The organism is Methylomonas sp. (genome assembly GCF_023228165.1).
Taxonomy (GTDB): domain Bacteria; phylum Pseudomonadota; class Gammaproteobacteria; order Methylococcales; family Methylomonadaceae; genus Methylomonas.
The window spans coordinates 42,688-68,545 of record NZ_JALOBS010000005.1 but is presented as its reverse complement, the minus strand read 5'-3'; the positions used below and the strand labels follow the sequence as shown (position 1 = coordinate 68,545).

Annotated in this window: 22 protein-coding genes and 1 pseudogene; 18 read left to right on the top strand and 5 right to left on the bottom strand. The window is 48.8% G+C overall.

The window, feature by feature from the left end; genetic code table 11:
- Positions 1-62 precede the first annotated feature (62 nt).
- From rpsB to M0R33_RS05175, 9 genes are all read left to right on the top strand, one after another.
- Entirely contained in the window at positions 63-806 is a 744-nt protein-coding gene (gene rpsB, locus M0R33_RS05215; protein ID WP_292566056.1) for a 30S ribosomal protein S2, read from the top strand.
- Between the two features lie 124 nt (positions 807-930).
- Positions 931-1,812 (top strand): translation elongation factor Ts, encoded by an 882-nt coding sequence (tsf, locus tag M0R33_RS05210; RefSeq protein ID WP_366043161.1) that lies wholly within the window; start codon positions 931-933, stop codon positions 1,810-1,812.
- An 85-nt stretch (positions 1,813-1,897) separates the two neighbouring features.
- Complete coding sequence (gene pyrH / locus M0R33_RS05205; RefSeq protein ID WP_292566051.1) at positions 1,898-2,617, top strand: UMP kinase; 720 nt, start codon at positions 1,898-1,900, stop codon at positions 2,615-2,617.
- A 1-nt stretch (position 2,618) separates the two neighbouring features.
- A complete protein-coding gene (gene frr / locus M0R33_RS05200) occupies positions 2,619-3,176 on the top strand; it encodes a ribosome recycling factor (protein ID WP_292566048.1) in 558 nt (185 codons plus the stop codon).
- 16 nt (positions 3,177-3,192) lie between these two features.
- A complete protein-coding gene (locus tag M0R33_RS05195; RefSeq protein WP_292566045.1) occupies positions 3,193-3,957 on the top strand; it encodes an isoprenyl transferase in 765 nt (254 codons plus the stop codon).
- Positions 3,958-3,992: 35 nt separating this feature from the next.
- A complete protein-coding gene (locus tag M0R33_RS05190) occupies positions 3,993-4,898 on the top strand; it encodes a phosphatidate cytidylyltransferase (RefSeq protein ID WP_292566043.1) in 906 nt (301 codons plus the stop codon).
- The gene (gene ispC / locus M0R33_RS05185) at positions 4,895-6,079 is read left to right on the top strand and encodes a 1-deoxy-D-xylulose-5-phosphate reductoisomerase (protein ID WP_292566040.1); all 1,185 of its coding nucleotides are present in this window, start codon (positions 4,895-4,897) and stop codon (positions 6,077-6,079) included. Before M0R33_RS05190 ends, ispC begins: the two co-directional genes overlap by 4 nt.
- A complete protein-coding gene (gene rseP, locus M0R33_RS05180) occupies positions 6,079-7,443 on the top strand; it encodes an RIP metalloprotease RseP (RefSeq protein ID WP_292566037.1) in 1,365 nt (454 codons plus the stop codon). The genes ispC and rseP overlap by 1 nt, the downstream gene beginning before the upstream one ends.
- 65 nt (positions 7,444-7,508) lie before the next feature.
- Positions 7,509-8,219, top strand: a complete 711-nt coding sequence (locus M0R33_RS05175) for a DsbC family protein (protein ID WP_292566034.1) — start codon at positions 7,509-7,511, stop codon at positions 8,217-8,219.
- A 97-nt stretch (positions 8,220-8,316) separates the two neighbouring features.
- On the opposite strand, the gene mutS is transcribed toward M0R33_RS05175, so the two are convergent.
- Entirely contained in the window at positions 8,317-10,890 is a 2,574-nt protein-coding gene (gene mutS / locus M0R33_RS05170) for a DNA mismatch repair protein MutS (RefSeq protein WP_292566031.1), read from the bottom strand.
- 680 nt (positions 10,891-11,570) lie between these two features.
- Positions 11,571-12,308 (bottom strand): transposase, encoded by a 738-nt coding sequence (locus tag M0R33_RS05165; RefSeq protein WP_292566028.1) that lies wholly within the window; start codon positions 12,306-12,308, stop codon positions 11,571-11,573.
- 97 nt (positions 12,309-12,405) lie between these two features.
- Here M0R33_RS05165 and M0R33_RS05160 point away from each other — a divergent pair.
- From M0R33_RS05160 to M0R33_RS05145, 4 genes and pseudogenes are all read left to right on the top strand, one after another.
- Positions 12,406-13,542: pseudogene (locus M0R33_RS05160) on the top strand (thioester reductase domain-containing protein); the annotation flags it as partial.
- 57 nt (positions 13,543-13,599) lie between these two features.
- Positions 13,600-16,074 carry a TonB-dependent receptor gene (locus tag M0R33_RS05155; protein ID WP_292566027.1) on the top strand — a complete coding sequence of 825 codons (2,475 nt, stop codon included), beginning with the start codon at positions 13,600-13,602 and terminating at the stop codon, positions 16,072-16,074.
- Between the two features lie 94 nt (positions 16,075-16,168).
- Positions 16,169-17,329, top strand: a complete 1,161-nt coding sequence (locus M0R33_RS05150; RefSeq protein ID WP_292566024.1) for a PepSY-associated TM helix domain-containing protein — start codon at positions 16,169-16,171, stop codon at positions 17,327-17,329.
- Positions 17,330-17,544: 215 nt separating this feature from the next.
- A complete protein-coding gene (locus tag M0R33_RS05145) occupies positions 17,545-18,063 on the top strand; it encodes a sulfotransferase (RefSeq protein ID WP_292566021.1) in 519 nt (172 codons plus the stop codon).
- 279 nt (positions 18,064-18,342) lie between these two features.
- Here the strand turns inward: M0R33_RS05145 and M0R33_RS05140 are convergent, their stop codons facing one another.
- Positions 18,343-18,855, bottom strand: a complete 513-nt coding sequence (locus M0R33_RS05140; RefSeq protein WP_292566018.1) for an RNA polymerase sigma factor — start codon at positions 18,853-18,855, stop codon at positions 18,343-18,345.
- 930 nt (positions 18,856-19,785) lie between these two features.
- Here M0R33_RS05140 and M0R33_RS05135 point away from each other — a divergent pair.
- Together M0R33_RS05135 and M0R33_RS05130 are read left to right on the top strand one after the other, a co-directional pair.
- The gene (locus M0R33_RS05135; protein ID WP_292566017.1) at positions 19,786-20,748 is read left to right on the top strand and encodes a FecR family protein; all 963 of its coding nucleotides are present in this window, start codon (positions 19,786-19,788) and stop codon (positions 20,746-20,748) included.
- A gap of 338 nt (positions 20,749-21,086) precedes the next feature.
- Positions 21,087-21,638, top strand: a complete 552-nt coding sequence (locus M0R33_RS05130) for a pyridoxamine 5'-phosphate oxidase family protein (RefSeq protein WP_292566014.1) — start codon at positions 21,087-21,089, stop codon at positions 21,636-21,638.
- An 81-nt stretch (positions 21,639-21,719) separates the two neighbouring features.
- Here the strand turns inward: M0R33_RS05130 and M0R33_RS05125 are convergent, their stop codons facing one another.
- Together M0R33_RS05125 and M0R33_RS05120 are read right to left on the bottom strand one after the other, a co-directional pair.
- On the bottom strand, positions 21,720-22,376 hold the full coding sequence (locus M0R33_RS05125) for a response regulator transcription factor (protein ID WP_292566011.1): 657 nt from the start codon (positions 22,374-22,376) through the stop codon (positions 21,720-21,722).
- Positions 22,369-23,733, bottom strand: coding sequence for a histidine kinase (locus tag M0R33_RS05120; RefSeq protein WP_292566008.1), 1,365 nt, complete (start codon positions 23,731-23,733; stop codon positions 22,369-22,371). The genes M0R33_RS05125 and M0R33_RS05120 overlap by 8 nt, the downstream gene beginning before the upstream one ends.
- 216 nt (positions 23,734-23,949) lie before the next feature.
- Between M0R33_RS05120 and M0R33_RS05115 the strand changes: the two genes are divergently transcribed.
- From M0R33_RS05115 to M0R33_RS05105, 3 genes are all read left to right on the top strand, one after another.
- Positions 23,950-24,387, top strand: a complete 438-nt coding sequence (locus tag M0R33_RS05115) for a regulator (protein WP_292566006.1) — start codon at positions 23,950-23,952, stop codon at positions 24,385-24,387.
- 9 nt (positions 24,388-24,396) lie between these two features.
- A complete protein-coding gene (locus M0R33_RS05110) occupies positions 24,397-24,897 on the top strand; it encodes a DUF2380 domain-containing protein (protein WP_292566003.1) in 501 nt (166 codons plus the stop codon).
- Between the two features lie 126 nt (positions 24,898-25,023).
- Entirely contained in the window at positions 25,024-25,857 is an 834-nt protein-coding gene (locus tag M0R33_RS05105; RefSeq protein ID WP_292566001.1) for an alpha/beta hydrolase, read from the top strand.
- The last annotated feature ends 1 nt before the right edge of the window (position 25,858 follow it).

Here is a 25,858-nt window from a genome sequence, read left to right as displayed (position 1 = left end):
TCGGGACAGTGCGGAGGCGTAACCCAACGCCGAATCATTCGGCAAATCTTTAGGAGAAATAAATGGCAGCAGTGTCAATGCGTCAAATGTTAGAAGCGGGTGTTCATTTTGGACACCAAACTCGTTACTGGAACCCTAAAATGGCTTCCTATTTATTCGGTGCCCGTAACAAGATCCATATCATTGATTTGGAACAAACGCTGCCGATGTTTAACGACGCGATGAATTATCTGGGTCAAATGACAGCCAACAAAGGCAGTATTCTGTTTGTTGGTACCAAAAAAGCCGCCCGTAAAGCGGTGGCGGAAGAAGCAAAACGTTGCGGCATGCCCTTCGTTAACCATCGTTGGTTGGGTGGTATGTTGACCAACTTCAAAACCATCAAAAAATCCATCAATCGCCTGAAAGAACTGGAAGCGATGAAAGCCGACGGTACTTTATACCAACGTTTCAGCAAAAAAGAAGCTTTGGGTATGGAGCGTGAATTGGAGAAGCTGGAACGCAGTCTGGGCGGTATCAAAGACATGCGCGGCACTCCCGATGCGATTTTTGTATTGGATGTTGGCTACGAAAAGAACGCTATTATGGAAGCCAAAAAACTGGGTATTCCTGTTATCGGCGTGGTTGATTCCAACAACTCGCCAGACAATGTCGATTATGTAATCCCCGGCAACGATGACTCGATTCGTGCGGTAACCCTGTATTGCCAAAGTGCGGCAGCTGCTGTTTTGGAAGCTAAAGCTTTGCGTATGGATGCCGGTACAAAATCGGATGATTTCGTCGAGGAAGTTGCAGCGGAAGCGTAAGTTTTTGCAGCTCGGAAATTTAAACCGGGCGCACCCGAAGCCGATTGATGTCGGGTTCGGATTTTAGTCTTTTAAACGCCTCCTTTGTGAGGCGTTTTTTTAGTTAATAATACTTGAGGAAAAAATAATGAATATTAGTGCGGCGATGGTTAAGGAACTGCGTGAACGTACAGGTTCTGGGATGATGGAATGTAAAAAAGCCTTGGTTGAAGCCAATGGCGATATGGAATTGGCCATCGAGAACATGCGTAAATCCGGTCTGGCTAAAGCCGATAAAAAATCAGGTCGTATCGCAGCCGAAGGCGTGATCGGGGTTAAAGTCTCCGCGGATAACAAAACTGTGGCCATGGCGGATGTGAATTGCGAAACCGATTTCGTTGCCAAAGGCGATGATTTTTCCGCTTTTGTAACCGACGTGGTGAATGCCTTGTTGTCGGCTGATGTTGATAACGAAGAGCAATTGCAAGGCATGGTTTTGGCAAACGGTCAAACCCTTGACGAAACCCGCCGGGCACTGATCGCCAAATTAGGTGAAAACATCACTGTGAGACGTTTTCAAAAATTCGTTACCGCGGAAGGCGGCCAAGCCTGCTACCTGCACGGTAGCAAAATCGGCGTTATCGTTGAATTAGCTAAGGACGACAGCGTACTGGGTAAAGACATTGCCATGCATATTGCCGCTTCCAAGCCAGAATTTGTGTCTGAAGACCAAGTGTCCGCCGAGGTGATTGCCAAGGAAAAAGAGATTTTTTCCGCCCAAGCCTTGGAAAGCGGCAAACCTGCCGAAATCGTTGAGAAAATGATTGGTGGCCGTATCAGCAAATTCCTGGCTGAAATTACTTTGGTTGGTCAAGCCTTCATCAAAGACGACAGTATGACTGTCGGTAAATTGCTGTCTTCCAAGGGTAACTCAGTGGTACGCTTCGCTCGTTTTGAAGTCGGTGAAGGTATTGAGAAGAAAGAAGAAGACTTTGCCGCTGAAGTAATGGCGCAAGTTAGAGGCTAAAGCCTCGTGGAAAACCCGGTGAGAACCGGGTTTTTTTCTGTGCCGGATTAATTGCTTTAACCCTTCAACCTTGGATACTTCGATTATGAGTCAGATCATTTGTCAGAGAATTTTACTTAAATTAAGCGGTGAAGCACTAATGAGCGAAAAAGGGGGTAGTATCGATCCCAACATCGTTCAACGTTTAGCGCAAGAAGTTAAGGATTTATGTGATGCCGGTATTCAAGTAGGTTTGGTAATAGGCGGTGGGAATATCCTGCGCGGCGCGGAAAAGGCCTCCGACGGCTTGAATCGGGTTACCAGCGATCAAATGGGTATGCTGGCCACTGTTATCAATGCGTTGGCAATGCAGGATGCCTTGGAATACCTGGGGCAACCAGTACGGGTTATGACCGCATTGAAAATTAACCAAGTTTGCGAGGATTACATTCGCCGTCGCGCCGTCAGGCATTTGGAAAAAGGCCGGGTGACTATTTTTGCCGCCGGTACCGGTAATCCGTTTTTTACCACCGATACCGCCGCCAGTTTACGGGCCATTGAAATCGACGCTCAATTGATGATCAAGGCCACAAAGGTCAAGGGCGTTTATTCAGCGGATCCCAACAGGGTAGCCGATGCCGTGTTTTATTCACGTTTAACTTACGACGAAGCGATAGACCAGCGTCTAAACGTAATGGATACCACGGCCTTGGTATTATGCCGTGACAACAACCTGCCCATGCGGGTAATGAATATTTTTGAGCCTGGAGCGGTCATGCGTTTAATGCGCGGTGAAGACATCGGCTCTTTAATTGTGAGGAAATAGAATGATCAGTGATATTCAACAAGATGCCGCAGCGCGAATGGCAAAAAGCATAGAAGCGCTGCAAAAAGCCTTTACCAAGATCAGAACCGGACGGGCCCACCCTAGTCTGCTGGACCAGATCAGTGTGAGTTATTACGGTTCTGATTCGCAATTATCGCAAGTCGCCAACGTTTCGGTTGAAGACGCCAGAACCCTGAAAGTGGTGCCTTGGGAAAAAGGCATGGTGCAAGCCATTGAAAAAGCTATTATGTCTTCCGGTTTGGGCTTAAACCCGGCAACCCAGGGAACGGTGATTCGGATTCCGTTACCGGCGTTAACCGAAGAACGTCGCCGCGAGTTGGTGAAAGTGGTAAAAAACGAAGCCGAACAGGGCCGGGTTTCGATTAGAAACATTCGCCGCGATGCCAATGCGGCTATTAAGGACGCCTTAAAGGAAAAACTGATTTCCGAGGACGATGCCCGGCAAGGCGAAGATAAAATTCAGAAATTGACCGATCAATACATCAAAGAAGTGGAAAAGCATCTCGAAGAAAAAGAAGCTGATTTGCTGTCCATGTAGATGATCGAGCACACACATGGCAAACGAACTGGGTAGCAATTTGATAATCAACGGAAGCAATCCGAAGCATATCGCCATTATCATGGACGGTAACGGTCGCTGGGCGCAAAAGCGTATGATGCCAAGAATCATGGGACATCATGCGGGCGTAAAAGCGGTTAGAAAAATTGTTGAATACTGCGCCAAGCAAAACATCGAAGTGTTGTCGTTGTTTGCCTTTAGCAGTGAAAATTGGCGGCGACCCAAGGAAGAAGTCAGTTTGTTGATGGAGCTATTCATGAATACGCTGAAAACCCAGGTCGATAAGCTGGATAAAAACAATATCCGGTTGCGTATCATTGGCGATAAAGCGGCGTTTCCGGAAAAGTTGCAGGAAAAAATCCGTGCCGCCGAAGCGCAGACCGCTCAAAACGACGGTTTGACCTTGTTGATTGCGGCTAACTACGGTGGCCGCTGGGATATTACTCAAGCGGCGCAAAAAATTGCCGCCGGCATCAAAGCCGGCCAAATTCAGGAACAGGACATTACTGAAGAATTAATTAACAGCCATTTGGTAACGGCTGATTTGCCGGAACCGGATTTGTTCATTCGTTCAGGTGGCGAAGAACGGGTGAGTAATTTTTTACTTTGGCAATTGGCTTATACCGAATTTTTCTTTACCGATGTACTATGGCCGGAATTTGATCAAGCCATGATGCAAAAAGCCATTGATAGTTTTAAGAGTAGACAGCGGCGATTTGGTCATACCGGCGAGCAAGTCATTGATAAGCGTATTCTTTAGGCACTTTCCATAACCATAATAATTAAAAGTAAACTATGTTAGTACAACGCATTTTAACGGCATCGGTATTAGCGGCTGTCGTCGTTTTGGCAGTTTTGCAATTGCCTGCCATCTATTTTTCATTGTTTATCGCTGTTATTACTTTCGGCGCCGCTTGGGAATGGTTATCACTGACCAGCGTGGAAAAGCCGAGTAAAAAGATATTGTTTTTCGTGGCTTTAATTTTCCCCATGCTGGGCGTCACGTATTGGACGGTGTTTCTGGAATTGTTAGGCGAAGCCATGGAATGGCCGGAGGTCAAAGACTACTCCGATGCCCTGGAGTGGTTTGTGATTGCTCCGGTATTGTTTTGGGTGCTGGCCATGATAGTCATCAGACAATCGGCAGCACAGTTGTTGACTATAGACTTTAAACCGCGCGTCAAAGCCTTTTTGGGCTGGTTGGTATTGCTGTCCGCCTGGATGTTCTTGACCAAATTAAGGGCCTACTATGGCCCAAGTATGGTGTTGTACTTCCTGGTTTTAATTTGTTCGGCGGATATCAGTGCATATTTTGTCGGCAAAAAATGGGGCAAAGATAAATTGTCGCCGGAAATCAGCCCGGGAAAAACCGTGCAAGGCATGTATGGTGCAGCGGTGGCGGCAGTGATCTGCGCCATAGGCTTGCGTTTGTATTACGGTTTGGAAGCTTTGCAATCCGACGATGCGGCATTGGCCATTCTGATGACCATAGATTTACTGATACTCTCGGTTTTGACCGTACTGGTCTCCATATATGGCGATTTATTTTTCAGCCTGGTTAAAAGACAAAAAGGTGTTAAAGACAGCGGCAGCCTGTTGCCCGGTCATGGCGGTATTTTGGATAGAGTCGATAGCATCATTGCCGCCGCACCGTTTTTCTATGCCGGCATCGTGCTGATCGGCCGGAGCGTATTCGCATGAAAGGTATTTGCATTCTCGGGGCCACGGGCTCGATAGGCGTTAGCACCCTCGACGTGGTAGCGCGCCACCCCGACCAATATCGAGTAATTGCGTTAACCGCCAACGGCAATATCGATGCGTTGTATGAACAATGTGTCACGCACCACCCGGAATATGCGGTAGTGGCTACCGAAAGCAAGGCCGAGGAATTCAAGCAGCGGATAGCGGCATCCACCGTTGCGGATATTAAGGTTTTGGCTGGTGCCGAAGCATTGACACAAGTGGCAACGTTAGAAAATGTCGATGCGGTCATGGCGGCGATCGTCGGCGCGGCCGGCTTATTGCCTACCTTAGCGGCGGCCAAAGCCGGCAAAACCGTATTGCTGGCCAATAAGGAAGCGTTGGTGATGTCCGGGCAAATCTTCATGCAGGCCGTCAGCGATTCCGGTGCGGTATTGTTGCCGATAGACAGCGAACATAATGCCATTTTTCAATGCATGCCGTCCGGCTATACACCAGGGCATACCGCCAAACAAGCCCGCCGAATTTTGTTAACCGCGTCCGGCGGCCCTTTCCGTAAATCGCCGCTTGAGACATTAGCCGACATGACCCCGGATCAAGCTGTGGCGCACCCGAAATGGGACATGGGCCGGAAAATATCGGTGGACTCGGCCACCATGATGAACAAAGGTCTGGAGTTGATCGAAGCGTGTCTGCTGTTTAACATGGATCCCGATCAGATTCAGGTGGTGATTCATCCGCAAAGCATCATTCATTCCATGGTCGATTACGTCGATGGATCGGTATTGGCACAAATGGGTAACCCTGATATGCGCACTCCGATCGCCCATGCCATGGCTTGGCCGGAACGCTTTGATTCCGGTGTGACGCCTTTGGATATTTTCGAAGTAGGACATATGGATTTCGAACGGCCCGATCTGCAGCGCTTTCCTTGTTTAAGGCTGGCTTACGAAGCGATTAAAGCCGGAGGCATCATGCCGACCGTCTTGAATGCGGCCAACGAAATCGCCGTCGAAGCCTTTTTAAATGAAGACGTTAAATTCACCGATATCGCCATCATCATTGAGCGCAGTATGGCTCAATTTAAACCGGACAATGCCGATAGCCTGGAATTGGTTCTACAAGCAGACCGGCAAGCGCGGGCTGTAGCCAAAACGGTTATCGGACGCTTGGCGGCCTGATGGAAACCCTGCATACCCTGTTTTACTTTAGCGTAGCGATTGCGGTGCTGGTTGCATTTCATGAGCTGGGCCATTTCTGGGTGGCGCGGCTGACAGGGGTCAAGGTGATTCGTTTTTCGATCGGTTTCGGCAAAAAGTTGTGGGCTTACCAAAAAGCGCCGGAACAGACTGAATTCGTGGTGTCCGCCATACCCCTCGGCGGCTACGTCAAGATGGTCGACGAACGGGAAGGCGAGGTGGTGGCCGCGGATTTGCCCTACGCATTCAACAGGCAATCGGTCGGCGTCAGGACGCTTATCGTTGCCGCCGGTCCGGTGTTTAATTTAATCCTGGCGGTGATTTTGTTCTGGGTGGTCATGGTGGTGGGTGAAACCGGCTTAAAACCCGTGTTAGGCGAGGTCACGACCGGCACCCTAGCAGCGGAAGCCGGGTTTCAAGCGGGCGACCAAATTATCAGTGTCAACCAAAAACCCACCCCTACCTGGGCCATGGCCTTGGATGCGTTGTTTTCATTGGCTATCGATGGCCAACGCGATATCGTTGTCGATGTAATAACCCGCGACGACCAGAAGCAATTTCGGGCGCTGGTTCTGACCGATGGCGATGTGCAAAGCCCGGAGGTTTTGAACGAACGGCTGGGTTTAAAGCCGTTTTTGCCGGTCATTAAACCGATTATCGGCAAACTGATGGAAGACGGTTCGGCCAAACAAGCCGGCTTGCAAACCGGCGATTTGATAGTGCGCGCTGACGATCAGCCGATTGAGGATTGGCAACAATGGGTCGATTACATTCAAGCCAAGCCGGATGTCGAGATTAATGTCACGTTGGAACGCAATGAAGTACAAACGCAAATCAAATTGACACCGCGAAAAGAGGAACAGGCGGACGGCAAAGTAGTCGGAAAAATCGGCGCCGGGGTAGAGATACCCGAGGCAATGATGCGTGATTTGCAGGTAGAGTATTCGCTATCGCCCCTGGAAGCCATTCCGGCGGCATTCGAAAAAACCTGGTTTTATTCGCTGAGCACCGTAAAAATGATCGGCAAAATGTTTGTCGGTTCAGCCTCGGTGAAAAATTTAAGCGGGCCTATCAGTATTGCCCAGTACGCCGGCCAGTCGGCCGAAATGGGTTTTACCGCCTTCCTGAAGTTTTTAGGTTTAATCAGTGTCAGCTTAGGTGTTTTGAATCTTTTGCCGGTACCCGTCCTGGACGGTGGTCATTTGCTTTTTTATGCGCTGGAAGTCATTAAGGGCAGCCCGGTTTCGGATCGGGTGCAAATGGTTTTTCAGCAGATGGGTATGCTGGTATTAATGTCTTTAATGGCGCTGGCTCTGTTCCTGGATCTGGATCGTTTATTTCAATAGCGCTGAACGAAATGTTCGGTTCAAAGTCCACCTCACTTTATCAAAACCTCAAAATTGGTCATACCATGAAAAAAATCTCTGGAATTTTATTGTTTGCGGCCGCTATGCTGACGGTCAATAACGTTTCCGCGGACGAAGCGGCAATTAAAAAAGCCTTAGGCGACTTTATACCGGGCGCACAAGTCGATTCCATCAAGCCAAGCGAAATTAAGGGCTTGTTCGAAGTGATCGCCGGCGGTAATATTTTCTACGCTTCCGAGGATGGCCGCTACTTGTTGCAAGGCCAGTTGTTCGATGCAGTCGAAAAGAAAAATATCACCGAAGGCAAGCTGGCGAGTGTACGAAAACTGGCTTTGGATAAAGTCGGTGAAAAAAACATGATTATCTTCAAGCCGGCAACCAGCAAACATGTGGTTTCAGTGTTCACCGACATCGATTGCGGCTATTGCCGGAAATTGCATTCTGAAATCGACCAATATATGGCACAGGGTATCACCGTGCGTTATTTGTTCTTCCCCAGAGCGGGTAAGGGTTCGGAGTCTTATTCCAAAGCCGTTTCGGTTTGGTGCGCAGCCGATAAGCAAAAGGCCTTAACCGACGCCAAAAAAGGCGATTCGTTGGAGTCTAAAACCTGCGACAACCCAGTTGATCAACATATGGCCTTGGGCGAGGCGTTTGGCATGAGTGGTACGCCGATGATTGTCACCGAAAAAGGTAATATTCTGCCGGGCTATGTACCCGCGGCACAGTTGGCGAAAATTTTAACTAACGAATAAATTTGGATTCGTCGGTATTTGTAAGTCGTAACGAATAGGTAAGAATGGACAGCGGCTTGGCCCCCATTCTTACCCGCTATTTAGCGGTTTGCTCGAGCTATTTCCATTCCTTCAACATTTTCTTCAATCGATACAATTCATCCAGTGCCTGACGCGGACTGAGCTGATCGGGTTCGATTTCCTCCAAAAGCACCACCGCCGGATGACATTCCCGGCTGGTAAATAAATCCAACTGATTTACTTCAAGATGACTTTGCTGTTCGATATAGGCCGTGTTTTCCAATTGTTGCAGTTTGTGTTTGGCGTGCGCAATCACGCTTTGCGGTACGCCCGCCAATGCGGCCACTTGCAGCCCGTAACTCTGGCTGGCGGGGCCGTCTTTCACCGCGTGTAGAAACACGATTTTGTCGCCATGCTCCATGGCATCCAAATGAATATTGTTGATGCCGGTCTGCTCTTCCGCCAGAGTGGTTAGCTCGAAATAATGGGTGGCAAACAGCGTATAGGCGCGGGTTTGCCTGGCAAGATAGTCCGCGCAGGCCCAAGCCAGCGATAGGCCGTCGAAAGTGCTGGTGCCGCGGCCGATTTCATCCATCAATATCAAGCTGTTGCTAGTGGCGTTATGCAGAATGTTGGCGGTCTCCGACATTTCCACCATAAAGGTCGAACGGCCGCTGGACAAGTCATCCGAAGCGCCAATGCGGGTAAAAATTTTATCGATTGGTCCGCAGCGCAAGGATCGCGCCGGGACAAAGCAGCCGATATGGGCCAGCAATACGATCAAGGCCGCCTGACGCATATAAGTCGATTTACCGCCCATATTCGGGCCGGTAATCACCAGCATCCGGCGTTCGTTGGAAAAATCCAAATCATTGGCCACGAACGGGATGCCGGACAGTTGTTCCACCACCAAATGGCGGCCAGCAAGGATGTTGATACCGGGTTCCTGATCGAGAACCGGCTGCGACAAATTCAAGGTCTCGGCGCGCTCGGCAAAATTGACCAGTACGTCCAACTCGGCCAGCGCCTCGGCGCACACTTGCAAGTCAGGTAAGGATGCCGCCAGAATAGTCAACAACTCCTCATACAAGGCTTTTTCGAACGACAGCGATTTTTCGCGGGCGCTGAGCACCTTGTCTTCAAAGCTTTTTAATTCAGCGGTGATATAACGCTCGGCGCCTTTCAAGGTTTGTTTGCGGGTGTAATGGGCCGGTACCTTGTCGGCCTGGGTGTTGGATATTTCGATGTAATAGCCATGCACCCGGTTGTAATTGACCTTTAGATTATTGATGCCGGTGGCGGCGCGCTCGCGCAACTCCATATCGATCAGAAATTGATCGGCGTTTTGGCTGAGATTGCGCAGTTCGTCCAGCTCGGGGTGATAGCCCGGCGCGATCACACCCCCATCGCGAATCAAGACCGGCGGGTTGTCGATGATGGCGCGTTGCAGCAGATCCAGCATGCGCGGTTGTTCCCGTAGCGATAGCCGCAGTTGCTCCAGGTGCGGGTTATCACTATCGGCCAGTTGAGTTTGCAAGGTCGGCAACACCTCCAGAGTCTGGCGCAAAACCAATAAATCCCGTGGGCGGGCGGATTTTAAAGCAATGCGCGAGCTGATACGCTCTATGTCTCCGACCTGGCGCAGACTGGTTTGTAAATCCCGGAATAGCTGGTTGTCCAACAAGCTGGCTACGCAGGCATAGCGGCCGTTGATGACGGCATGATCGCGCAAAGGGCGATGTATCCAGCGCCGCAGGCAGCGTCCGCCCATGGCTGTGGCGGTTTTGTCCAGCACGCCTAGCAAAGTGTATTGCAATTGTCCGCTGGGATGGCTATCCAACTCCAGGTTACGGCGACTGGCAGCATCCAGACTGATGCCGTCGTCGGCATCTTCGACCCGGATGCCTTGAATATGGGGTAGGGCGCTCTGCTGGGTGTCGCGCACATATTGCAACAAACAGCCCGCTGCGCAAATAGCTGCCGGCAGGTGCTCGCAGCCGAAGCCTTTTAAATCATGGCTGTTGAACTGCTTTAAGATCTGTTGTCGGCAGCTATCCAAATCAAAATGCCAAGGCGGACGTTTACACAAGCCGCGGCGTTCCTTGATAGCGGCAGGTAATACTGTCTCTTCGCTATATAGCAATTCGGCGGGATTCAGTCGCTCGACCTCGCTGAGCAACTGGGTTTCGGTGTCTTGCTGTTGCAGCACGAACTTGCCGCTGCCCAGGTCCAGTGTTGCCAGGCCGTAATATTTATCGAACACTGCCAATGCAACCAGCAAATTGTCCTTGCGGTCTTCCAGCAAGGCTTCGTCCGTAACCGTGCCGGGTGTGACAATGCGCACCACCTTACGCTCGACGGGTCCCTTCGATTTGGCCGGATCGCCGATTTGTTCACAAATAGCGATCGATTCGCCTTGTTTAAGCAGGCGGGCAATGTAATTTTCCGCAGCATGGTAGGGAATGCCGGCCATCGGAATCGGTTGGCCGCCGGAATGTCCGCGCGCGGTGAGTGTAATATCCAGCAACTGCGCGGCTTTTTTGGCATCGTCAAAGAACAGCTCGTAAAAGTCCCCCATGCGGTAAAAAAGTAACGTGTCCGGATGTTGCGATTTGATGCGCATGAATTGCTGCATCATCGGGGTGTGTTGAACGGGCTGATCTTTATTCATATCTTGATAATCATGGTCTGTAGGCTTAAATAAGCCGATTTTAAGACGTTGTCTATGTGATGTATAAGCTGCTATCTATGGCCAACTAAGGCTAGGCAAAGTTGGCTTTTTGGCGTAACAATTAGGCGATAAAAATTGAATGTTACGCCTGTTCGATGCTAGGGCGGCTAAAGCTCTGCTGCCTGGACAACCTATAATTATCTCTGATTATCCTGGGTTGCGTCTAACTGCAAAGAAGAGAAGGGTCAAAGAGAAGAGAAGGGTCAGGCCTTACATTTGACATTTTTAGGGAAAATTTTCAGCCCCCCCCCGATAACAGCCCACGTATGTCATTCATCGCTATCCACCACAAAATTGACATCATCGCTCCCCATCAACTCGATAAATTCCTTAGGCGACATAGCGTTGATAGTCTATGTCGTTAAGGGTGGAATGCTCTCAAATCCCCATCTGTCTATCGCTTGGCATACTCCTTTCCTGTTTTGGAAAATGCGCTTGTCTCAAAAACATGCACCCGATTACGCTGCGCTAATCGAACCTACGCGGGCTGGCGATTTAAAGTTGCCGGAAACGATCCCGCTTATTCCAGCCTACATAGCCAGGAAGAGTCGGTTAAAGACTGGCCAACCCTTGATTCAAAGGTCGCCAGAGATGGACAGCCAAGTACGCATATGGTGCGTTCAGGATGAAGTAGTTCCACCAACAGATAATGTGCAGTTTAAAAGAAATTGTTCCGATTTTCGGTCTCCCCCTCTGGCTTTGGGCTCAACCCGTCTACCCAATTGTTCTTGAATACGTTGCTTAAAACGATCATTGCCTAATACCCAAGCCTTATTGGTCGCCTCTCTGATTTCGGTAATACTGTTATTAGAAAGTTGATGCTTGAATAACGCGCGATAGGCAGACTGACGGGCTTCGTTCGACTTACCCAAATGCTGGAATTCGGGATGAGGTAGCACTAAATCATTAGCTTGTCCCAGTGCATTGTAATGATAACTTGACCAAGGGTAGTCAGCCGGATTGATGACCATGCCTGCTCGCACCGGATTCAGCTCTATGTAGCGCATACAGGTAAATAGATAGGCCTCGGAATCAATTAGTGTCGCTTTGTAGCGGCCTTCCCAGAGTGTGCCGGTGCGCTGGTAGCAATAGTTATAGTATTGCACATAGTAACGCCCCAGCATTTGCATGGCTTTACCCAGGCTTTGTTCGAGATGCGGCGTTATGAGCAGATGCACATGATTGGTCATTAGCACATAAGCGTGAACGGAGCATTCGTGCTTGTCACAGGCCAATTTGAGTTTTTCAAGATAGAAGTTGCAATCCGCATCGGCGCAGAAGATTTCTGCTCGATTATTACCTCGAACAATCACATGTTGTGGCTGACCGGGGATCACAAATCTCGGTAAACGGGCCATTTACTGCTCTCTTGCTTTTTTTAACAGCAGACATTATAGATAGTAAATACTACAAATCAATCGAGTCTGACCCCATTGATTCCCGACAGGCTTTCTCGGCGCGTTTTTGCTGGCCGATTTGTTGGAACAAACCCAGGCCAATGTCTATAGCCTGATCCGGGCGGCCGACGAGCCGCAGGCCGTTAGCCGGCTGGAAAAGCAATTGGCGCGTTACGAATTGCTCGATCGCATCGATTGGCGGCGGATCATTCCAGTGTGCGGCGATTTGGCGTCCGAACGCCTGGGGCTTAGCGAAGACCGTTACCGGGAAATTGCCGCTAATGTCGATGCGATCTTTCACAACGGCGCGCTGGTCAATTTCGTGCAGCCTTACCGGGCGTTGAAGGCCGCCAACGTGTCGGGCAGCGTCGAAGTCTTGCGTTTGCCGGCGACGGAGCGGCCGAAGGCGATTCATTACGTCTCGACCTTGTCGGTATTTGCCGGCCATCCCGCGAGTCCGCAAGGCTTTAGCGAAACCGACGAACCTTTACTCGGCGACGCATTGACCGGCGGTTATGCGCAAAGCAAATGGGTGGCGGAAACAATATTGCGCGCGGCAAGCCTGCGAGGTTTTCAGGTAGCCGTTTACCGGCCGGCGACAGTGGCCGGCGATAGCCGCAACGGCGTCTGGAATACCGACGACTTTGTCTGCCGGGTGTTCAAGGGGTGCATACAGATGGGCTTGGCGCCGGATGCCGACAGTCGATTAGACATGGCGCCGGTCGATTTCGTCAGCGGGGCGATCGTGACCCTAGCGCAAGAACCCGATGTTGCCGGCGGCATTTTTCATTTGAATCATCCCCATCCGCCAACCGCAAATGCCTTGTTCGATTGGTTTATTGCCGCCGGTTTTCCGTTGCGCAAGGTGTCGGCTCGGCAATGGCGGGCGGCAATACAGGCCTCCGCGGAAACGATAGCCGATTTTGCGCTGGCGCCGTTGCTGACGGTCTTTGCCGAGGAGGCGGTGTCGGACGAGTCAATGGATCAAAACGCAGGGTACGACTGCTCGGCAACGCAATGCAGGCTTGAGGCGCGAGGCATGGCTTACCTGCCAATCGACGATAACTTGCTGGCGCGTTACCGTGACTATTTCGCACGTAGCGGATGGATGAATGCCGGCAATATCGAAAAAATAGTTAATGGCGATGGGGAGAACGGGCTGTGCTGTCGTCTTCCGGGTAGGGTGCGTATGTAACAGCCTTGAGTTCGGTTGGGCGCTCCGTCATTCATTATTTAATCATCGGAACAAATCATGAGTCATTCAAGAAAACATTACGGTTTCAAGGTTAGCAAGCAACAAAAGGGGAATAGGCAACGGCATGCCTTAAAAGCGGTTGCTCTGTTGTGTGCGATGGCGGCTTCGGGCGCGGCGATTGCGGACAATGCCGGCAGTGCCGAGGTCTACAAGTTCAATATTTCCGCCGGCGACATGTCCGCGGCGCTGAACAAATTGGCGGAAACCGCCAATGTGGAACTCAGCTATCCGGCTGCGATGGCGAGCGATATGAAATCCAATGGTTTGAAGGGCAATTACACGGTCGAACAGGCGTTGCAGCAATTATTGAAGGGTAGCGGGCTGAATTACCGGGTGGCTGGAGGGAATTCGATTACCGTGGAGAAGGCGCCGTTGGCGCAGGCGAATGAGGCGACTATGGCGGCGGTGACGGTGACGGGAATTAGAGCGGGTTACGACTCGACCGATCCCTATACCAAGGATTACTCGGTGCCCCGTTCCAGCTCAGCCGGTAAAACCGAAATGGCTCTGATGGAAACGCCGGTCAATGTTCAGGTCGTGCCTAGAACCGTTATGGACGACCAGCAAGACATCGAAATCACCGAAGCATTAAGTAGAAACGTCAGCGGCGTTCAGCGCAGCCCGGAATACGGCGATCTTTATGAAAATTTTAATATCCGGGGATTCAGTACCAATTTTTCTACCTATCGGAACGGACTACGGCGCTATACCAACTACTCCGATCCTGCGAACATCGAGCAAGTGGAGGTTATTAAAGGCCCGGCGGCGGTGCTTTACGGACAAATTCAACCCGGCGGCATGGTCAACGTCGTCACCAAAAAAGCCTTGGATAAACCCTATTACTCTCTGCAACAACAATTCGGTTCCTACGATCAATACCGCACGACGGCTGCGGCTACAGGTCCCATCGACGATGCCAAGACACTGAAATATCGCCTCGATGCGTCTTACCAGGAATTAGGCTCGTTCAAGAAATACGTGGGGGACGAGCGGGTATTCATCGCGCCCAAACTGAGTTGGACGCCGAACGACAGGTTCGAAGCCAACGCGGAGCTGGAATTCAAACACGATAAGCGGGTAGACGACAACGGCATACCAACGATAGGCAAGCGCCCCGCGCCGGTACCTTTCGATACCTTCCTCGGCGATGTAAACAAAGGCCCCACCATGAATTCCGTGCTGACGGCATTCGATTGGTCTTATAAATTCAACGACAACTGGAAAGTGAATAACCGCTTTATGCACGAAGATTGGGATATCAATTATTTCGATCTTCAGCCCCAATTCATGCTCGATTCCACGACCTTGAAACGGTTTCCCATCACGGGCATGGCTTATCACGATACTTACGGCACCAATCTGGATTTGATCGGAAATGTCGAGTTATTCCATACCAAGCACGAGTTATTAATCGGCGGCGACTTTTCGAGAAGAACTCGAAAGGCCGATAAAAACCGATTCGCCTGTTGCAGCGGAAACAACACCGGCGGAACGGTCGACATTTATAACCCTACTTACAATAGCGTCGATTTAGCCGCCATTTATGCTTCGCCTTACGATTATGCGGTGAGAGAAAAAGAAGAATGGTTCGGCATTTATTTTCAAGATCACATTACCCTTTTCGATAAATTACATATTCTCGGTGGCGGCCGTTACGATTGGGCGACTTTCGGCAGGGGGGCGGACTTTGCCACCGGTAGCTACGATGTCGCCAGAGCGAATTACCAAAGCTACGACAATCAAAAATTCAGCCCTAGGGTTGGCATTTTATATCAACCGATGTCTTGGCTTTCGGTCTATGGAAACTATACCGAATCCTTGGGTAGCGCCAACACGGGCATGAGTTACGGTAACCAGTCGCTTAAACCCGAAATTGGCGAGCAATTCGAAATCGGCTTTAAAACGGAGTTTTTCGATCAAAGGTTGTCGAGCACCGTATCTTTCTACCATTTAACCAAACAGAATCTCCAAATCTCAGATCCCGCGCACTCCGGATTTACCGTTACGGCCGGCGAAGCGAGAAGCCAAGGTATAGAAGCCGATATTAAGGGCCGAATTACCGACCAACTGAATATGATTCTAACTTATGCCTATACCGACGCCAGAATTATCAAAAATGGCGAAAACACCGATGGCGCACAGGGAAAAAGACTTATCAACGTTCCCGAGCATCAGGCCAGTTTATGGGGAACCTACCAATTTACGCCGGAATTTAAAGCCGGCATTGGCGGTACCTTGGTCGGTTCGAGAGCGGGGCAAACTTGGAGCAATCTGGAATTGCCGGGATATGCGCGCATGGACATGATGGCGGCCTATGTCAAACCGATAGGAAAAACCCGGCTGACAACTCAATTGAATATCAACAACGTATTGGATAAGGAGTATTACGCGGGCGCCACTCAGCAAGGCGCCAGCAATACAATTACCGGAAACCCGCTCACGGTAATGGGTTCGTTGAAACTGGAGTATTAACTCCAAAATATACGGATATTTAAAACAAATTGGCTGAGCGGTGGCTTGAAGCCTAAGCTCGGCCTTGGAATGTTATTTTTCGATAAGCATATCCATGATAATTTCTCGTAAAAATATTCGAGGATTTTGGCTCAAACTGCATTTAATACTGGCGTTGATTTTTGGGTTGCTATTCGCGGTTCTTGGTTTAACCGGCTCCAGCAACGTGTTTTATTACGAATTGCGCGAATGGGGACTACCAAAGCCCGTAAAAGAAAACACTCAAGCGGCATTACCGCTGGATGCTATTTTACAAAGCGTTAAAGCGCAGCATCCGCAGCGAAACGGCGGCTGGTCTTTTTTGTTACCCGGTTATGGCGCGGAATATCTTCTGGTCGAATATCCAAGACCCGAAGAAACTCGGGAAAAACTTTTTGCGCCTCTGGAAATATTGATTGATCCTTACACGGGGCAAGTTGCCGATCAACGTTTTTGGGGACAGTCCGTTCCTAGTATGCTTTACGAGTTGCATGCGGCCTTGATGCTGGGTGAGCTGGGAAAAAATGTCGGCTTAATAGGATTCAAATTCGTCAGTGGCTTAGGTGCCGCGTTATTCGTATTGTGCCTAAGCGGTTTATATCTTTGGTGGCCACGCAATGGTAAGTTCAAGCAAGCTTTGACCGTTAAGCATCGAGCCAGACCGGAGCGCTTGTGTTATGACATGCATAAGATTTTCGGTTTTTATGGTTCTTTGATTTTATTAATCTTGGCCTTTACCGGTTTTTCTTTTGCGTATTCGGACGTGTTTCTGCCGATCGTGAGACTATTTTCGCCGGTTGACGACGAGCATTTGCATGAGTCCAAATTGAACTCGGTTCGAGCAGAAGCTACAAAAAGCGCTTTGACGATTAGTGAGATTTTAGCAATTGCGGATAGGGTTTTTCCAAATGCGGAGTTGCGCATGGTTAATACACCGGATGGTGCTGATGGCGTGTTTATGGTTGCCAAGCGCCAGCTAGGCGAAGCCAACCGTAAACGGCCGCGCAGCAAGGTTTGGATAGATCAGTACAACGGCAAAGTGTTAGCGGTACAAGACCCTAACCGTTTTACCTCCGGCGAAACGTTTTTCAATGTGCTATGGCCGCTTCATGACGGTCAGGCTTTGGGAATCGTTGGACGGATTGTCTGGTGTTGTGTTGGCTTTATTCCTTTAGGTTTGTATGTGACAGGGATTTTGTGGTGGCTATATAAGGGTAGGAAAAAACAGTTGGTTTGATTTGAGTTGTAAATACTTTAAGTAATCGTTTTGTCTTTTTGGGAAGGCTTGATATTCAATAATATTTTTAAGTGAATAGCAGAAAGTTCGTTTGCATTGCTTGGATGGTAAAAATAATTGAAACGAACGTCCGGCGATGTACTTATTTATAATGAGTATGGTTTGTATGATATTGTTTGAATCTTGGGCTTTAAGTTAAAAAGAGAGTTTTTGATATGGATGAAACATGTGGTCCCGTTTTTATATTATCGTGTGTTCGTTCTGGTTCTACATTATTGCGATATGTTTTAGATACTCACCAAAATATCTGTAGTCCTGGGCATTTGAACTTGGGTGTGTTGTGTCACAACTTATACCATGCCGCTTACTTGTCGATAGGTAGTTTATCTTCGGTTAAAAGCGAAAAGCAAAGAGATGGTGTGGCTATTGATGAGGTTAGGCGCGTCGTATACGGTTTGATGAATAACTATGCACAAGGCAAAGGAAAAAAAAGGTGGTGTGAAAAATCGACAGACAATATTGATTATTTGGATATTATGGAAAAAGTATTTCCGGATGGGCAATATGTCTGTCTTTATAGAAATTGTTTAGATGTGGTTTATTCATGCGTCAACGCTAGTCCGTTAGGCTTTATGTCTGAATTGGCTCCTTATGTTAGGAATAGGCCTGAAAACTTCGTGGCGGCAGTGATCGAATATTGGCTTGAGGAGAAAAGGGTCAGGCCTTACATTTGACATTTTTAGGGAAAATTTTAAGCCCCCCCGATAACAGCCCACGTATGTCATTCATCGCTATCCACCACGAAATTGACGGCATCGCTCCCCATCTGTCTATCGCTTGGCATACTCCTTTCCTGTTTTGGAAAATGCGCTTGTCTCAAAAACATGCACCCGATTACGCTGCGCTAATCGAACCTACGCGGGATACGTGGTTCACGGTATAAAGGTAGTAAAGCTGTTTGCTTGACCAATTAAATTCTTCAATCAGGTAAACGACCTGATCCCTCTTTGTCCTCAGTCATTGCTGAAATCGGCCTGATGAATTTTAAATTGCTTGCGGCAGTGTAATAGGGCCCGAGCTAAAAGTTTTTCCACCGCGCTATCGGAAATATTCATTTCAATGGCAATTTCGGCATATGTCATGCCATAAACACGATTCAAAATAAATGCTTCTCTGGCGCGATCCGGAAGTTCGTCAACGATATTGGAAAAAATCGATAGTTTTTCATTGGCGATTGCCAGCTGTTCAGTGGAAGGCAGTTCGTTACAAATAGTTAGTGTAGGGTCGGTGTTGTTTAGATGTTTTTCAACAACTTTACGGTGCTTGATATGGTCATAAGCCAGGTTTTTAGCGGTTTGAAATAGGAAAGCTCGTGGGTGTTCGATAATCTGCTTGCGCGCTTCCCTGGAAAATATAATAAAACATTCCTGCACGAGTTCTGCGGCGATATCCGGGCAATCAACAATACGTGATAAATGAAGTTGTAGCTCCGATTGATGGTCGATGTACACAGATTCAAAATTCATGTTCAATTTCCTATTGGTTGTTTTGCCAACTTAGTCAACTGCATTGACGTGGGCTGCAAAGTGTCACATGGCTAGTTTTTTCGCTAAGGGTATGTAAATTTCATAATTTCCAAGCGTTTAAAGCGGTTATCGTTTAGGCAGAAATTTTGCATCAAAGTTAAAACAACAATCGGCTAGATCAGCAAAAATTGAGCCAATAATTAATTTTTTAAAATATCAAAAAGTTGCGTTTGCATGATCAAGAAACTAGGCATCAAAGAAGTGAGATGCCACATATCAACACGCTATATGACATAGTTTAATTGTCGTGACTGATCTACTTTCCTTTAGCTGGGGTGATTTCGCATTTAAAGCGTCTTCTATATGACATGACTGTATAACCTAATCTTGTATTCTGATTGGTCTTCTTAGGTGCTGCAATCTTGATGGAATGGTCGGCACCTTCCGCCCCTTTGTAAAGCAAAGATATGGTTGCAAATAACTTCCCGCTATCCAAATTACATGGATATGGAAGGAATTCAGCCATCCATGACTTCCGGCAATCACTGTTGGAACGACGACTTTTTGCATGCAGATTCCAGTTCTGGAAGTTATTCCAAACCAAATCCTAAGCGTTTGTTTTAGGTAATACAAAAATGCTTGGTAGTTCATCGTAATCACAATGACAAGGTGTTTTGCTCTATGGTTTTAAAAGTATTGTCGCCGGATGTTTTAACGCAAAAACCGAAATTACTCGCGTTACGGGATTATTTGACCAGCTGGCACGGCAGAGCTGATATTATAAGTTTGGGATTGCCTATGTCTTTTCTGGCAGGCGAACCACAACATAAACTGGTGTTAAAGCCGGAATAATCCAGCTAAACGATAATAAAACTGAGTCAAGTAAATTAGAATTCGTTAAAATATCGGATTGTTTTTTATAATAGCCAAGTGAAAATTTTGGATTCCGATCTTAATGACAATATAGACGAACAGGCCGTGGCATGGTTTATCCGCTTGCGCTCTGATAACGTCAGTAGAGAAGATAGGAAGTCTTTCGATCAGTGGCTTGAGCAAGCCGCCGATCACCGGCATGCGTTTGATGAGGTTTGCGCCATGTGGGGTGATACCGAGCTACTAAAGAGTCTAAGACTCAATGCAAAATCACATGGCATTGCCCCGAAACGTTCTAAAAAGCGTTACATCAATCCGAAAATACCCTTGGCTTTTGCTGCTTGTTTGGTGCTTGCCGTGTCATTTTCCGGTCAAATACAGGTTCTATTAAAAGCGGACTACTCATCAGCCATTGGCGAGCGTAAAACTGTTCTACTGGCGGATGGCTCCACCGCCATGCTTAACACTGACAGCGCTATTGCTGTCAATATGAAAGACGGCAAGCGTTCTGTGGAATTATTCAAAGGTGAAGTTTTTTTTGATGTTAAACCAGATGCCAGCCGCCCGTTTTTAGTCCAGGCTGATCATTCAACGACGCGCGTATTAGGAACGCGTTTTTTTGTTAATCATCGAAAAGAAAGTGACGAGATTAAGGTGCTCTCCGGTCGTGTCGAAGTATCTGATAATCAAATTTGGAAAGATCCTGTCGTTTTAGGCAAGGATGAAATGGTAACCGTTTACGAGACATCATTTGGGCAGCCAAAAAAATTGGATTCGAAACTGACCACTTCCTGGATTGACGGGTTTTTGGTGTATGAAAACGAAACGCTAGAGGCGGTAATCGAGACTATTAACCGGTATCGTCCAGGAATGGTTTTCTTTAGAGACGATTCATTGAGGCAATTAAAAATCAACGGTCGCCTCAGTATCAGGGAGCCCCATGATATGCTGAAGGTTCTGCAAAGAACCATGAATGTCAAGATGACCTATGTAACCGACTGGGTAGTTATTGTAGGTTAAGCCATTATCTTTTTGATGCAGATTGCGCCTTAGATTTCAGCCTAGGGTGATGTGTTGACAGCGAAGATTCCAAGCCAATAATGTACTGGGAGGGTCTATAATTTCCAGCCATTCAACGATATCGTCTCATTGGCTCATTTTGGCCGAAAAGATGGCAAGGTCGCCAGCATGTCGTATTACCAAGCGCCGGCGGAATGTATGGAAGAGCGCGAACAGGCTGCTGTCTGGACGCGATGCGCGTATGATGCGGCATTGCGTACACAGCGCAAAAAACGTAAAAGAAAAACGCCGACTGCGAGCAGAACATTGAATACGTAAACAACAAGCTAGAGACATCCATGGGCAAGCGCTTTAACGAACTATCCGAGAAACATATCCGTTTTATTGTCGAACAAAAGCTGTTTTTTGTTGGGACGGCGACAGCCGACAGTCGGGTTAATATTTCGCCGAAAGGCATGGATTCGCTCAGGGTTCTGAGTCCGACTCGTGTGATTTGGCTAAACGTGACAGGCAGCGGCAACGAAACCTCCGCCCATGTGCAAATCGATCCGCGCATGACCATCATGTTTTGTGCGTTCGACGGGAAACCGCTGATTTTGCGGCTTTACGGCACGGCCAAGGTCGTCCACACACCCGACCCGGAGTGGCAGGCGTTGTTTGCGCATTTCGAAGCCTTGCCCGGTGCCCGGCAAATTTTCGACGTCAGTGTCGATTTGGTTCAGACCTCCTGCGGCATGGCCGTACCGTATTTTTCATATACCGGCGAGCGGGAGATGTTGTCCGATTGGGCCATCAAAACCGGCGAGCAGGGCATAAAAGCCTATTGGGAAGACAAAAATCAAATCAGCATCGATGGCATACCGACGCATATCCTGGCAAAAAGAGGATGAAGACCAATATCAACAGCGGCAATGCAATGGCTCGATACATCGTGCACGCCAAGGCCAAATCACATGAATGAATGCAGTTTGTCACCCTACAGGTCCAGATAACGCCAAAAGATCAAGTACATTGAGTTTAATGGCCAGTTTGGTTAATGCGATATCGCTGGCAACACCGAGTTTGCTTTTGATCAAATAATGACAATTGCCGACCGTTTTGGTGCTAATGCTGAGAAGGTTGGCAATATCATCATGGTTTTGCCCATCCATCAGTAACCGTAAGATCTCGAACTCCCGTACCGTCAGGGTTTGCAAGGCAATTCTGTCACTACCCAGTTTTTCCAATGCCAATAGTTGAGCGATGTCCGGACTTAATACATGCTGACCTGAAGACACATCCAGAATCGCGCGCAACAACACTTCGGGCTCGCTGCTTTTGCTTACATAGCCTAAGGCACCGGCACGCACGGCCTGCTCGGCAAAGGCCGGATTTTGATGCATGCTGAACACCAGGATTTTGGCACGGGTGCATCGTTGTTTGATGCGGTAGATCAGTTCAAGACCACTGCTGCCGGGCAAAGAAATATCGGTTATTACCAGATCAGGTCGGCATTGTTTAAACATTTGATAGGCTTGAAGGGCATCTCCTGCTTCCGCCACTACTTGCAAGCCGGACTGTTTGGAAAGTAATCCTCTATAGCCCTCACGAACAATGGCGTGGTCGTCGACCAATAAAATGCTAATCATGGTGTGTACTCGAAAGGCCTGCCATTGGCAAGCAAACCTCAACGATCAGGCCCTGTGGGTTGGCAATGGCCAGTCGCAACCGCCCTTGTAAGGCAGTGACACGTTCACGGATGCCCAAGAAGCCAATGCCGGTGGTATTGGCAAACGGTAATGTCTTAGCCATGCCGTCGTCTTTAACGGTCAAGCTTGCAGAATCTGAACGAATGCTCAGGTTTATACTGACATGATTTGCTGTCGCATGTTTGGCGACATTGGTCAGACATTCCTGGGTAATCCGAAACAAGGTTATTGCCTGGGCTTCCGACAGTGAAGAACAATCGCCGCTGATATGCAGTTGAAAACGGGTTTTGCTGCCGCTTCGCGCATTCCATCCTGCAACCAGACTATTGAGGTTGACGGCTAAGCCCCATTCAGCAAACTCAGCTGGTCGTAAAAGACCCAGCAAGCCGCGCACGCTGTCCAGCATGTGGGCGGTAATTCGAGTGATGTGATCGGTTTCGGCGACCAGTTCCGGGCATTGTTTTGCTGCGGTTTGTTTGATCGAGGTAGCCACAGCATTGATAGCCGCCAGACATTGGCCGAATTCATCGTGTAGCTCTCTGGCTAAATAGCTGCGCTCATCTTCCTGTAGATTGATTAACTTCACAACCAGCTTTTGGCGCTCGTCCAGCAATTGTTGCTGACTGTTCGCCAGTTGGTTGATGGCTGCGGCAATTCGTTGCCATTCATTTAACTCAAAAACGGGTAGACGGCAGTCAAGATGTCCGGATTCCATGTCTTTGATGCCTGCAACGATGGTTTTTGCCGGTTGCAAGGCATGATTGATATTCCAATAAACCAATAGACACACTGCAAAGACTGTAACGCTGGATAAGGTCATCAAGCTGAGAGTCTTGTTCCAAGCGCCGGCAATTTCCAGCTCGGCACTGGGTGTCATTGTCAAGGTTCCGTAAATCAGGCCATGGAATACAATAGGCCTCGCTACCGCTAATCCAGGGTAAAAAATTTGCCGATAGACTGTTTCAAAGAGTGTCGGCCATTCGGTCTGGCTGAGTTTACTACCGTTACAAAGACTGCGTGACATTGTGCCCACGGTAGGGACATACCTCAAACAGATACCGGGTTGGCCGCCGGATTGCTTCCAGATTTCAAAGTCGGGGAAAGGCTGGGCTTGGCCCAAGCCAGCATTGGTCAGCAATAATTGCGATTCCAGTTGCTTGCCCAGCGATTCGACCATTTGCCGGGTGTTTTCTGCGGCCATGTGATGGCTTTGATACAGCACGTAGGCTGCAATGATTAGCAAGCATGCCAAAGCCACCCAGGCGATCCGGAACAGCAAATGCAGTTGTAAGTTCATACCACGCCTAAGTTGAAAGAATTTGGTATTGCTGCATTCTACGAGTCGGCAGCCTAACTGCAAAGTCATCTCAAAATACGCGGGTAAATTGCCCGATTTTGGCGGGTAAATATCGGCTTACGATCAGTCAGGTATTGCCTATGCTGTGGTCGCCTGATCGGTGATTGGATCGGGCGCAATGTTTCATTGACCCACTTCATGACGAGGATACCCCCTATGAGTCAAACCTTATTCGACGATAGTCATATCCACTGGCAAACCCTGGCAGGTTTCGATTATTTGCACTATTCGATACTGGATATTGACGAGCAACGCCACATTATCGATGCCTTGTTTAAATTTGCCGCTAACCGGCAAATTGTCTTACACAGGCACAAAGTCTTAAATAAAACCTTTGTCATTCAGGGCGAACATCGCTTGTATCACGCCGACGGCAGCCTCAAGGAAATCAGGCCTGTCGGCCAATACACGTCTAGTCCAGCCAGCGACGAACCGCATCGGGAAGGTGGTGGTGAGGTGGATGTCATAGTGTTGTTCAGCATCCGAGGTGGCGATGGTGTTTTGTATGAAATACTGGATGACGCGCAGGATGTTATCGGCGAACTAAGATGGCAGGATTTCATCGATCTGTATGCGGCGCAGAAGCAAATTTAGGCGGCGGACATGACGCAACGGATCTTCAAATTCATCTTATCGGCACTGCTAACGCTTAGTCATCATGCGGTCGCCAGGCAGCGTGTTGCGGTGTTGGATTTCGAACTTAACGACAGCACGCTACTACCCAACACCGTAGAGGAGCAACGACGGACAGAAAGTCTTCGCCCTTTGCTGGAGCAGGCGCTGTTGCAGAAAGGCGATTACGAAATCATCGTCGTCAATGCCGAGGCTCAGGCGACCTCCAATGCCGGTTTTGGTTACTTGTTCAGCTATCATGACCTGGCGGCAAAACTGGCTGAGCAGTTCGGCGCCGATTGGGTGATTGTGGGGCAGCATAATAAGCCCAGTTTCCTGTATTCCCATTTGATAGCGGACTTGGTTTACGTCAACACTAAAAAATGGGTTTCGCGATTCGATATCGAGTTAAAGGGTACTCATGAAACAGTCACCCGGCATGGTGTTTCTGCCCTTGCCGATAAGATTACTAAAAGACTCGTTAGGCAATAAAGCGTTAAGCTACAAATATAAATTTTTCGCGGTGTGTTCGTTTTTTAAACCGTCAAAACTGGCAGTTGCTGTAAGATCTTCAATAATAAATGGTTCCCGCAATACGAGGTGCCCGATAGCGGTATTATGCATTCAGAGCAGTTTTTAGCCTACCGCCAATTTGGCGCAGCCGACGGCCAGCCGGTGATCTATTTCCACGGTACGCCGGGTTCGGCTGACGAATGCGAAATTTTTGATCTGCATGGCAAACAACATCAGCTGACCATCATTTGTTATGACCGCTCGACTATAGCCCCTAAGTTGCAAGGCAACGCTTATTACCAATGCCTAGCCGATGAGATTACCAACAAGGTTGGCGCTAAACCGGTCGATTTTATCGGCTTTTCGATCGGCGCTTTCATTGCCTTGCAAGTCTGCCGGGCGATGAACGGCAAAGTCCGCAGCCTGCATTTGGTTTCCGCGGCTGCGCCTCTGGACGCCGGCAACTTCATCGATGCGGCGGCGGGAAAAGCCGTTTTCCGGCTGGCTCAAAATCATCCGTCTGCATTTCTGCGGCTGGCTCGCGTACAAGGGGAAATAGCGCGTAGGTTGCCTGGCCTGTTATTGCGGATGTTATTTTCCAGCGCGGTCGGTGAAGACAAGGCTTTAGCAGAAGACAAGACGTTTCGGGCCGCCATGACCCAAACGCTCAAAACCTGTTTCAAGCGCGATTCGCTAGGCTATGCTCGTGACGTCATTGCCTACGTGCAGCCCTGGAAAGCGATGTTGGCCGATGTCAGCACCGATACTTATATCTGGCACGGCGCGGAAGACAACTGGTCGCCGGTTGCCATGGCGGATTTTTTGGCAACGGCGCTGCCTGGTTGTTCGAAAGTCACGGTACTGGACGGACTTTCCCATTATTCCTGCCTGTATCGAGCCGCGCCGACGATATGCCTAGCGATCAAAACGTTCAGTTAAA